The sequence below is a fragment of the Chitinophagales bacterium genome (assembly GCA_019638515.1).
In the GTDB taxonomy this organism is placed as follows: Bacteria; Bacteroidota; Bacteroidia; order Chitinophagales; family LD1; genus UBA7692.
This window is the reverse complement of sequence record JAHBTS010000007.1, coordinates 124,133-134,786: the sequence shown is the minus strand read 5'-3', so window position 1 is coordinate 134,786 and position 10,654 is coordinate 124,133. Positions and strand designations below refer to the sequence as shown.

At 39.3% G+C, this 10,654-nt stretch carries 10 protein-coding genes; 1 reads left to right on the top strand and 9 read right to left on the bottom strand.

Annotated elements, in window-relative coordinates; all coding sequences use genetic code 11:
- Positions 1-87: 87 nt before the first annotated feature.
- The 9 genes from KF872_11590 to KF872_11550 all read right to left on the bottom strand — a co-directional run bounded on the left by KF872_11590 (position 88) and on the right by KF872_11550 (position 9,840).
- Entirely contained in the window at positions 88-990 is a 903-nt protein-coding gene (locus KF872_11590; GenBank protein MBX2904185.1) for a hypothetical protein, read from the bottom strand.
- Between the two features lies 1 nt (position 991).
- Entirely contained in the window at positions 992-1,486 is a 495-nt protein-coding gene (locus KF872_11585) for a hypothetical protein (protein ID MBX2904184.1), read from the bottom strand.
- A gap of 20 nt (positions 1,487-1,506) precedes the next feature.
- Positions 1,507-2,199 (bottom strand): VIT family protein, encoded by a 693-nt coding sequence (locus KF872_11580; protein MBX2904183.1) that lies wholly within the window; start codon positions 2,197-2,199, stop codon positions 1,507-1,509.
- Positions 2,200-2,389: 190 nt separating this feature from the next.
- Complete coding sequence (locus tag KF872_11575) at positions 2,390-3,370, bottom strand: BtrH N-terminal domain-containing protein (protein ID MBX2904182.1); 981 nt, start codon at positions 3,368-3,370, stop codon at positions 2,390-2,392.
- 147 nt (positions 3,371-3,517) lie between these two features.
- Positions 3,518-5,560: a TonB-dependent receptor gene (locus KF872_11570; GenBank protein MBX2904181.1), complete on the bottom strand. Its 2,043-nt coding sequence runs from the start codon at positions 5,558-5,560 to the stop codon at positions 3,518-3,520.
- Positions 5,561-5,589: 29 nt separating this feature from the next.
- Complete coding sequence (gene yihA / locus KF872_11565) at positions 5,590-6,186, bottom strand: ribosome biogenesis GTP-binding protein YihA/YsxC (GenBank protein MBX2904180.1); 597 nt, start codon at positions 6,184-6,186, stop codon at positions 5,590-5,592.
- A 5-nt stretch (positions 6,187-6,191) separates the two neighbouring features.
- The gene (locus KF872_11560) at positions 6,192-7,463 is read right to left on the bottom strand and encodes a bifunctional 3,4-dihydroxy-2-butanone-4-phosphate synthase/GTP cyclohydrolase II (GenBank protein ID MBX2904179.1); all 1,272 of its coding nucleotides are present in this window, start codon (positions 7,461-7,463) and stop codon (positions 6,192-6,194) included.
- Between the two features lie 2 nt (positions 7,464-7,465).
- The gene (locus tag KF872_11555; GenBank protein MBX2904178.1) at positions 7,466-8,635 is read right to left on the bottom strand and encodes a glycosyltransferase; all 1,170 of its coding nucleotides are present in this window, start codon (positions 8,633-8,635) and stop codon (positions 7,466-7,468) included.
- Positions 8,632-9,840: a glycosyltransferase gene (locus tag KF872_11550; GenBank protein ID MBX2904177.1), complete on the bottom strand. Its 1,209-nt coding sequence runs from the start codon at positions 9,838-9,840 to the stop codon at positions 8,632-8,634. The genes KF872_11555 and KF872_11550 overlap by 4 nt, the downstream gene beginning before the upstream one ends.
- A 65-nt stretch (positions 9,841-9,905) precedes the next feature.
- On the opposite strand from KF872_11550, the gene KF872_11545 reads away from it, so the two are divergent.
- Positions 9,906-10,646 carry a glycosyltransferase family 2 protein gene (locus KF872_11545; protein MBX2904176.1) on the top strand — a complete coding sequence of 247 codons (741 nt, stop codon included), beginning with the start codon at positions 9,906-9,908 and terminating at the stop codon, positions 10,644-10,646.
- Positions 10,647-10,654 lie beyond the last annotated feature (8 nt).

The window sequence follows — 10,654 nt, the reverse complement described above, 5'->3', positions numbered from 1 at the left end:
TGCGGAGAACCAAACTTTGATTAACCACAAATGTGTCTGCGGAGCACTGAACCGCCACTTTTGCCAAACCCGTGTTAGGCGTAGTTTTTATTTCAGCTTGTCGCATACTTCATTACAATTCTGTTCTATTGTCTTACAAATGTCGTCAATGGTTACAGATGTTTTGTTTTCCGAAAATGGTTCTCCATACAAGTTTGCGAGTTTGTTTATTGTCAAAAATGCTGTGCTTATAATAACCATAATTGGAATAGCTAAAAACTCAAAGCCACTTTCTTCGCCACCCAAGTCAATGTCACCAATAAATAATGGAATAAGTATGACATAGAAGCTTACAATTATTTTGGTAAATGCACTGTAAATCATCAAAAAAGGCGTATTTTTTATTCTTTCAGCTTTTCCTTGAATGTCGTAAAACCGATTTATGTGTTGCATTAAATCTCCTTTTTCAATATTTGCTTTTGAAGTAAAATTGTCTTCAATACGCTTTGTGATTGCAACCAATATTTCGTTTGAGATTTTGTTTTCGGTATTTATTTTAAACTCGTTTAGAATTGCAATTGTTTGCTCATTAAAAGTTGGCTTGAAATTATGGTGCATTTCATTTTTTAATTGACGAATGTATAAAATGCTCAATTCAATTAATTTGAGGGCTTCAACTTTAAAATCGGTTTTTGTTGTATCTTTAAAATTCTCTTCATTGCCATAATAGGCATAAATTTTAGCAACAAAACTTCGTGTATTGTTAGTCAATTCACCAAATATTTTTCTTGCTTCCCACCATCTGTCATAAGCCGAATTCATTCTGAAACCCAAGAAAAAAGCGACCGCAAGTCCAAATACAGAACCAATTTGTCCAGATATCTTGTAAATGTGGTCACCGAAATACTCTTCAAGTCCAAGAACAAGAATTGTGTAAACCGTTGTAATTAAAATAAACGGTGTTGCAATTTTTAATAGTTGAAGTAGCCCTTCTTTTTCTGTCTTTATCATCCTAATCGTCTTGGTCTTCTTCAGCGTTTTTGTTTTCTGATGCTGGAATATTATTGCCGCTTCGAATTTCTGTGTGTCTAATTTCACCGCCAGTTGTACCTGTCTGTTTAGCAAAGAATAATACCACAAATGCAAAAATCAATGTTGCAATTGAAATTATTGAAGAAAAAGATTTTTGTTTAAAACTCGCCCAAAGTCCAAGCAAAGAAATGCCACCTAGTATATAAGATAGAATAGCGAATGTTTCTGCTGCTTCTTCGTGGCTTTCTATGAAGTTTTCCGAAACTCCATTTATATTTTCTACTACTTCTTCTGCTCCTTCTCCTGTATTCATAGCTGCTATTGCGGCTAATGCACCGAAAACAAAAATCATAAATGCCGTTCGTTTTACAGCTTCTGATTTTGAAATAAGACCTGTAATCATTACGATTACCCCAACAATAGGGAAAATGATTGGTAAATGATTTACCACTAAATGCCAATGTGCTCCGTTCATATTATTATGTTTTTTAAAAATTAAATATTTACTCCAAAAAGGTAACCAACTAACGCAGAAAGTACCATTGCAATTGTTCCCCAAATGGTAATTCGCAAGATAGCTTTTTTAATGCTTGAACCACCTGTTTTTGCAGATGTCGCTCCTAAAATAACGAGAAAAATTATCGTGAAGCCATATAACCAATATTCCATTCCTTTCACTGGTGCAAAAAGAACAACTAAAAGCGGCAATACGCCACCAACTGTAAAAGATGCTCCTGATGCTAAAGCCGCTTGTATTGGATTTGCTTGACTTATTTCGTTGATGCCTAATTCATCTCTAATGTGTGTTGCCAAAGCGTCTTTTTCTGTCAATTCAATTGCCACTTGTCTTGCGGTTTCTTTTTTTAGTCCACGTTTCTCATAGATTTGAGCCAAAATATTAAGTTCTTCTTCTGGCATTTCTTTTAGTTCCTTAATCTCTCTTTCAATGTCTGCCTTTTCAGTGTCGGTTTGCGAACTTACCGAAACATACTCGCCTGCCGCCATAGATAAAGCACCCGCAACAAGTCCTGCGACTGTTGCCAATACAATAGGTTCTCTTGTCGAACTTGCAGCCGCAATTCCAATGGCAAGACTGGAAATAGAAATTATTCCGTCATTTGCACCAAGAACAGCAGCTCTCAACCAGTTGCTTCGGTGTATGTAATGGCTGTCTAAATAGTTGTCGATTGTTATCATATTCTTTTTTTGTCTTGTTACTGTCGGCACGTTTTAAAATTACGCCTAACGTTTTCGGGCTTGGCGAAGGTGGCGATTTTCACCACAAATGTTGATGCGGAGAAACAAACTCTGATTAACCACAAATGTGTCTGCGGAACACTGAACCGCCACTTTTGCCAAACCCGTGTTAGGCGTTCGGCTATATTTCCGCCAACTTCTCCATTGCATTTTTTTCTATTATTGAAAGTCGTTTTAAAATGTCCGAAGCCTGTTCGATATATTTTCTGTCTTTGGTCTTGCTCACTTGTAAAAACAGATTTGAAATTTCTGTCCACAAGTTTGCAATTTCAATAAATTCCGTGGGTGCTTGTTTAAGTTTATCGAGTTTTAAAATGTCGTAGCTCTCTTTTAAAAAATCTCTATACAAATTTCTAAATAATGCACCGCCTGTGCCTGCTCTCTCCATAATCATTGCACTTGCTTCAAATTCGCTTTTAATGTCTTTACTTGTGTCGAACCATTTTAGAATTTCTTTACTTGTTTTTAAAATTCCTTTATAACCAATATTGTTGATTGGCGGATTTATATAATCAGTCGCATTGTTCCGAATTGCTGTAACAATAGCCTTTTTTAATTCATACTTTTTGTCTGTCTTTTTTAGTGTGTAAAACAAGTTTTTTGAGGACATTGGTCCTTTTTCGTTTCGTGCTAATGCTAAACTTTTCAAACTTGTTTTAACTTGTCCGCCTTGTTGTTTCGTGTCTATCAAAAATGCAGTTTCGTTGTCGTAGCCATAAATTGCTGCATAGTGTCCTGCAAAATGAAATGGGTTTGAAAAATATTCTAAATGATAACAGTCCAATTTAAGTCCTACTACTTTTCCGTTGTCAAGAAGTTGTTTTACATTTTCCCAAGCCTTTTGAGTTGAAGAAGTTTCTTTAATTGTCAATTCAAGGTTTAGGTTATTCGCAATGTTCAGTGTCAGTAAATCGGTTTTAATGCGTCCGCCAATGAAAGGAAAGTCCATTGTTTTCATATTCCAAAAAATAAATCCGAGTCCTTGTCCAAGTCCAAAAAGCATTGGTTCAGAAAGTTCAATGTCAAGCTGTCGCAACAAGGTTCCTGTCGCTGTTGTTTCGCAATGTTGTCCTTCAAATGGTTTTAAATTCTCTATTTTCATTTTGTTTACTCTGTCTGTCTTAGCTGACGCCTAACTCTCAAATATACGAACTCTTGTTTCTCCGCAAAGTAGAATTTATACGGGATAGCAAATGTGCGAAGAAGGAAGAGTGGGTAAAAAATAGTTGTAATGCGAAGGGCGTATTGTTTAATAATTAAAGCGAATGCCCACAAAACCGCGTGCACCTTGGTTGGGTGCGTAGTTATAGGTAGCATCAAATACTAAGCCGTTTTGGGTAGTGCTTTTGTTGAATGGATCGAAAGGGCGCAAAATTGGTTGGGGTGGGCGTGTGTTGAATATGTTTTGTATTCCAAACAATAGTTCAAACCCTTTGGCAAATTGTTTGCTGCACTGAATATTTTGTATGGTGTACCACGGTGAGTATTCGCCCCGCGGATCGTTGTCTTGTATTGCCATGCGCATGGGTGAGTTTACATAGCCGCTCCAGTCTAATTTTACACCTGCTCGTTTAAAATGATACTGCAATCCAAATGTAGCATTTAAAATGGGGGAGTTGATAAGCGGCTCTAATTCAATTTCATCTTCTCCTTCTTCTTTTTCCAATTCAAAATTTCCTAAAAGGTTAATTCCTAATTGAAGCTTTACGGGTTTTTCAAAACTCATTTCTACCATAGTGTTGAATCCTGCATTTAATCCGTAAGAATTTTCGTTTTCATAGGTAATGGTGTTTTCGGCATAATCAATTTCTAATTCAACCATATTAAAAAGGAAGTTGAAATACAGGCGCGATTCCCAGAATATGGTTAGTTTCTCGGTTTTAAATTTTCGGATATAATCGGTATGAAAACCATAACAGGTTTCGGTTTTCAATTTCTCATCTAAAACAATTTTTCTGCCGCTGGTAAAGGCATATTTATTGTCAATAAAAGCATTGGGTGTTCGGTAGCCGCTTTCGATGCCGAGGCGCAATTCATTTTTTTTGTTGGTGCTCATCCATTTGTAATCGAAACGGGGAGCAAACGCCACGCCAGTAAAGAGTGTGTTGTATTCTAATCGCAAACCTGCCAAAATTTCGTGGTTTTCGTTTACGTGAATCATGTCTTGAATAAAAATGGCAGGATAGTGGTTGATTATAGGATGGTTGATGTATTTCCCGTTGGCAGTATCGGCAGTGGTTACAAGGTTGTCATCGTATCGGTTGAAGCGGTATGCAATGCCAATTAAGAAATCGCTTTTCTTGGTTATTTTATTGTCGTAAATGAGTTGAAGGTAGCCGTTTTGCTCGTTGTGCCTAAATAGGTTGGTGCCATAAGCGGCATCGGCATGGTGGTGGCTAAAGCCAAGCATCAAGCTCACGTTGGCTTTTGCAATGGGAAGCAAAAAATTTCCAACCAGCTCAAACCTATTGGTGCGCACGGCTTCGCCATAAATGGTGTCGCTGCCGCGCCAAGTTTTGTTGTATGGTAATTGTCCTCCGGTTCTATCGTCCCAAATGTAGCGTGCCAGAATGCTGGATTGTTTGTTTACACGGTTTCTAAATGTCCATTTATTTATGAATGCCAAACGGTTTTGCAGCGGAATATCGGTAAAGTTATCTTTGTTGAAATCCCACTTCTTATTCATGCCAAAATAGCTTACGCCCAAAAGTCCGTTTGCTTTTCCTTCTTTGAAGGTAACGCTTGCGTCCACACCAGTTTCAAGGTATGAAGTAAGGCGGCTGTCTATAGAAACCTTATTGCTGTGTTCGGGGCTTTTGGTAATTACGTTTACCACGCCTGCCACCGCTTCGGTGCCATACAAGGTGCTTGCGGGACCTTTAATAACTTCAATTCTATCAATAATACTTAATGGAATACCCATTAAGCCATAGAGATTTCCTGTGCCACCTGTAATGGGCGCTCCGTCTAACAACACGAGTGCATAGGTGCCTTCTAATCCATTAATTTCAATATCGGCAGCGCCATCTATACAACCGTCAATATTGGCTTGCAAACCGCTGATAAACCTAATGGCATCTTGCAGGTTGAATACGTTTTGAGATTGAAAGTATTCTTGCGTGTAAATTTCTACCGGAATGGCAAAGTCTTCTCTGCGGAGTTCTTTTAATGTTCCGGTTACTACTACTTCTTTAAGGTTAAAAGAATCTTTTGAGAATTGTGCACGAACTGCCGGTAGTGCAGTAATAAAAAGCGCAAGGAGTGAAATAAGTTTGTGTATCAATATTTTCATGCGCTATGAAAATAAAAACTTAAATAAAATTACCGAAGGTTCAGCGCTTCATGAATGAAATTTAAAATGGGTTCTTTACCTGTTTTTTTTTCGGATGAGGTAACAAACATGGGCGGTAGTTCTTCCCAACTTTCGAGCAATTTATTTTTGAAAGAAGCAATGTTGGATTGCGTATCGGGTGAAGAAAGCTTATCGGCCTTGGTAAAGGCAATGCAAAAAGGTATGCCTTTTTCTCCCATCCAATTGATAAATTCTACATCTATTTTTTGTGGTGCAATTCTAGAGTCAATAAGTATAAAAACGTATTGAAGTGTTTCGCGTTTTAAAACAAAATTTCGAATCATATCGCTCCATTGGGCGCGTGTGGTTCTAGATGTTTTGGCATAGCCATAGCCCGGTAAATCTACCAAAAACCAATGTTGGTTTATGTTGAAGTAATTTAGGGTTTGTGTTTTGCCCGGAGTAACGCTCACTTTTGCCAGCGCTTTTCTGCCACACAAGTAGTTTACCAGCGAACTTTTGCCTACGTTAGATCTACCTATGAATGCAAATTCAGGTTGGCGTGTTTGGGGGCATTGCGCCAACTGCACAAAACTGCCTACATATTCAGCGGTTTTTATTTCCATACAATTTATTTTTTCTTGCCTTTTGCTACCGATTTTTTAGGCGTTACACTTTTCTTTTTTCCTAAAATTTCGTGCCCCATTTTATCGCGTTTTGCTTCTAAATATTTTTGGTTGTAAGCATTGCACTGTATTTCTAACGGTATATTTTCTACAATTTCTAAGCCATAGCCAATTAGGCCAACGCGCTTGGTTGGGTTGTTACTCATTAGGCGCATTTTACTAATGCCGAGGTCGTTTAGAATTTGTGCGCCCACGCCATAATCGCGTGCATCCATTGGTAAGCCGAGCGATAGGTTGGCTTGGTAAGTATCCATGCCTTGCTCTTGTAGTTTATAGGCTTTTAGTTTGTTGAGCAGTCCAATTCCTCTGCCTTCTTGCTGCATATACAGTACTACGCCTTTTCCTGCTTTTTCAATCATTTCGAGCGATTGGGCTAGCTGTGCTCCGCAATCGCAGCGCATAGAGCCTAATAAGTCGCCCGTTAGGCAAGAGGAGTGTACACGTACCAAAACAGGTTCGTTGGGTTTCCATGTTCCTTTTATGATGGCAAGGTGCGGTTCCGGTGCTCCGGGTTGGGAGTAGGCCCTTACTTTAAAGTTGCCGTGTTTGGTTGGCAAATCTACTTCTACTTCGCGGTTAATAAGCCGCTCGGTTTTCATTTTATATTCAATAAGGTCTTTAATTGAAATAATTTTGAGCTTAAACTTTTTTGCAATTTTAATAAGGTCGGGCAGGCGAGCCATGGATCCATCGGCATTCATAATTTCAACCAAAACTCCAGCGGGTTCAAATCCTGCCAGTTGCGCTAAATCTACGGTTGCTTCTGTGTGCCCTGCTCTGCGCAATACACCGCCTTCTTTGGCGCGGAGTGGAAAAATATGCCCGGGTTTGGCAAATTCTTCGGGTTTGGTTTTTGGGTTTATGAGAGCTTGTACTGTTTTGGCGCGGTCGTGTGCCGAAATGCCGGTGGTGCAGCCGTGCCCAATTAAATCTACCGAAACAGTAAAGGCGGTTTCGTTTACAGAGGTGTTTTCGCCCACCATTAGTTTAAGGTCGAGTTCCTCGCAGCGTTTTCCGGTCATGGGCATGCAAATTAAGCCGCGCCCGTGGGTGGCCATAAAGTTGATAATTTCGGGTGTGATGCTTCGGGCAGCTGCCACAAAATCGCCTTCGTTTTCGCGATCTTCATCATCTACTACAATAATTACTTTGCCTTTTTTTATTTCTTCGATAGCTGCGGGAATGGTATCTAGTTTTATTTTGTTGTTGGTACTCATTGTTATTGTTTTTTCAATACTTCCAATAGTTTATTGAGCGAATGTGCTACTTTTTTCCAAGAATAGTTTTCGAGCACAAACCTATATGCTTCATTTGAAATTGTATGTTCTAATTCTTTATTTTCTAAGAGATTAACGATATGTGCAGCAAATGTTTCGGCATCGTTGGCTACTAAGATTTGCTTGCCGGGTGTTGCCTGTAGTGCATTGTTGGCTAAGCCGGAGGTTACACAGGGTATGCCCAATGCCATGGCTTCCAATAATTTGTTTTGAAGCCCAATACTGGTAAGCATAGGCGCTACAAGCATTTGGGATGCCAAGAAGTATTCCTGAATATTGTTTACCCAGCCGGTTACTTCTACTTTGGGGTTTGCCAATTTTTGAACTGCTGTAGCCGGCTCTGCGCCTGCAATAACTACCTTTGCAGCGGGAATTTTTTGCCAAACCAGCGGCATTATTTTTTTTACTAGGAAGTTTACGGCCTCTATGTTGGGTGGGTAGTTCATGTTGCCCGCAAAAATAATTTGGTATTTTTTGCTTGAAGTTTGCAGTGGATGTGTGGTTACTCCATTTGGAATAACTGTAATGTTTTCTTTTTGTATGATGGGTAAAAAACTGCGATCTTGCTCCGATATAATGGTGTGTGCCCGAAAGCGGCTGAATACGGCAGTTTCGTATTGAAGAAGTTTGTGGTATTCCCATTTCCAAAGCCATTTGGTGAGTATGCTTTCGGATGCTATTCTTCTTTTTATACCAACCGAAAAAGTATCCATATAATCTATGGCAGCAGGAATATTGCCAATACTATCGGTTAATTCTGCGGTTCGTATCAGGTGAAAAAAAGCGGCATCGGCCTGTATTTTTTGCTGTAGCGAACGTAGCTGTGCTTGTGCCTTTCCAAAGGTAAAGTACGAAACTTGAAAAGGTAATTGGGTAAAGCAGGCTTTAAATAGGTTCCATACAATTTGCGGTTTGGAAAGCGCCACGGTTGTAATGCTGCTGCAATATGGTTGCAGTTGCTGTAAATCTTGGGGCGAAGGTTTATTTTCGGTAATGGCAAAGAGATGTATTTCGTGTTGTTGGCTTAAACATTTAATAAAGTTGAAGGCGCGTAGTTTATCGCCTTTTTCGAGTGGAAACGGAAAGCGGGAGGTAATAAACAATATCTTCATTTCTTTTCCTCTAATAGTGTTTGGTAAAAGTGGGTGAGCTTTGTTATTACACTGCCAATATCGTACAGTTGCTCTGCTAGTTTTCTTCCGTTTTGTGCTATGGTGTTGCGTTGGTTTTCGTTTTGCAAAAGTGTAATTACTTGTTCTGCAAAGGCGGTGCTGTTATTGGCTTCGAGCAGGTGAACATTGTTTTTATATTCGATGCCTTCGGCTCCAATGGCAGTAGCCACAATGGCCTTTTGCATGGCAAAGCCTTCAATAATTTTTACGCGCACGCCACCACCTGAAAAAAGTGGCACTACCATTACGCTTTTTTCTGTAATAAATGCATTGGCATCTTTTACTTCGCCCACCATTTCAACTTGTGGATACTTTTTTTGAAGCCAATGAGCATTCATGTTTCGGCCTGCTATGTAAAACTTTGCTGTGGGAATTTTTTGTAAAACGAGTGCCCAAACATTATCTAAAAACCACTGTATGCCTTCCACATTGGGTTGCCAATCCATAGCTGCCAACGAAAATACGCTTCCATTCTCTTCTTTTCCGAGTATGGGTATTTTGTTTTTTACCTGCATAGCAAACGGAATATGGCAAGTGGGGATGCGGCAACCTAAATTGGTAATTTGCATTCCTTCTGTAGCTGTAATATATGTGATGCCGTGGTATTGGTTCAGCATATTGATTTCGTACTGCTTTAGCCGCTTTGCGAGCAAACCTAAATACCATTTTTTTAGGATGTTTTTTTCGTTGGCGGCTAGGCGTTCCCAAATCTTGTGTTCTATGTTGTGTGCCCGCAATACAATTTTGGCTAGGCTGTATTTTTTTATGGTGGCAATATAAGGTGCCATAAATACGCTTTCCAATTGTATAATATCAAAAGATTTTGTTGCCAATACTTCTTTTAGTTTTTGATGCATGGCAGGGGCATCAAATCTTTCAACATTGTAGGAGCGATTTGAAAATAAATTGAGCAGTGCTTTTAATGGTTTTATGCGGGTGTCTATTTCAACTGCTTCAAACTGCGTACTTTCTTTATAGCTTTGGTTGATTTCATGTAGTGGAGTAAAGAGTTTTGGAGAGTTTACGGCAATTACTTTTACTTGATGCCCGGCTTGCAATAATCCTTCGGTAAATATGTGAATACCCATAGCTCCGCCATCTTTTGGCGGGAAAGGCATTTTATTGGCAAGTTGAAGTATGCGCACAATAGTTATTTTCGCGCCCGAAAATATCAAACTTCAAATAGCAAAAGGTTTAAGTTCTACCAATAATGTATAACAATAAGAAAGTAGTAGTGGTGTTGCCGGCATATAATGCTGCTCAAACACTTCCCCAAACATGGAGCGAAATTCCTTTTGAGTTTGTGGACGAAGTGGTGTTGGTAGATGATGCCAGCAAAGACAACACCGTGGAAGTGGCAAAAGCATTGGGCGTACACCATGTAATTAGGCACGATAAAAACAAAGGGTATGGTGGCAATCAAAAAACATGCTATGCCAAAGCCTTAGAGCTGGGTGCCGATATTGTAATAATGTTGCATCCGGATTATCAATATACGCCTAAGTTGCTGGTTGCCATGATTAGTATTATTGGCAACGATGTGTATCCCGTAGTGTTGGGTTCTCGCATTTTGGGAAATGGTGCTTTAAAAGGAGGGATGCCATTGTATAAATATGTTTTTAACCGTATGCTTACGTTTACCCAAAATGTTTTGCTGGGGCAGAAACTAAGCGAATACCACACCGGTTATAGGGCGTTTTCTAAAGAAGTAATAAGTGCCATCAATATTAGTGCTAATTCCGATGATTTTGTGTTTGATAATCAAATGCTTTCGCAGATTATTTACAAAGGGTTTGAAATTGGAGAAGTAACCTGCCCAACCAAGTATTTTAAAGAGGCTTCCAGTATAAACTTTAAGCGTAGTGTGGTGTATGGTTTGGGATGCCTTTCGGTTAGCGTAAAGCACCGCTTGTGTAAAATGAACTTGCTTAAAAGCAATTTGTATTCATAGCGGCATGG

Coding starts and splice junctions, on each gene's coding strand:
- KF872_11590 (MBX2904185.1), bottom strand. CDS start 990: ATGATAAAGACAGAAAAAGAAGGGCTACTTCAACTATTAAAAATTGCA.
- KF872_11585 (MBX2904184.1), bottom strand. CDS start 1,486: ATGAACGGAGCACATTGGCATTTAGTGGTAAATCATTTACCAATCATT.
- KF872_11575 (MBX2904182.1), bottom strand. CDS start 3,370: ATGAAAATAGAGAATTTAAAACCATTTGAAGGACAACATTGCGAAACA.
- KF872_11570 (MBX2904181.1), bottom strand. CDS start 5,560: ATGAAAATATTGATACACAAACTTATTTCACTCCTTGCGCTTTTTATT.
- yihA (MBX2904180.1), bottom strand. CDS start 6,186: ATGGAAATAAAAACCGCTGAATATGTAGGCAGTTTTGTGCAGTTGGCG.
- KF872_11560 (MBX2904179.1), bottom strand. CDS start 7,463: ATGAGTACCAACAACAAAATAAAACTAGATACCATTCCCGCAGCTATC.
- KF872_11555 (MBX2904178.1), bottom strand. CDS start 8,635: ATGAAGATATTGTTTATTACCTCCCGCTTTCCGTTTCCACTCGAAAAA.
- KF872_11545 (MBX2904176.1), top strand. CDS start 9,906: ATGTATAACAATAAGAAAGTAGTAGTGGTGTTGCCGGCATATAATGCT.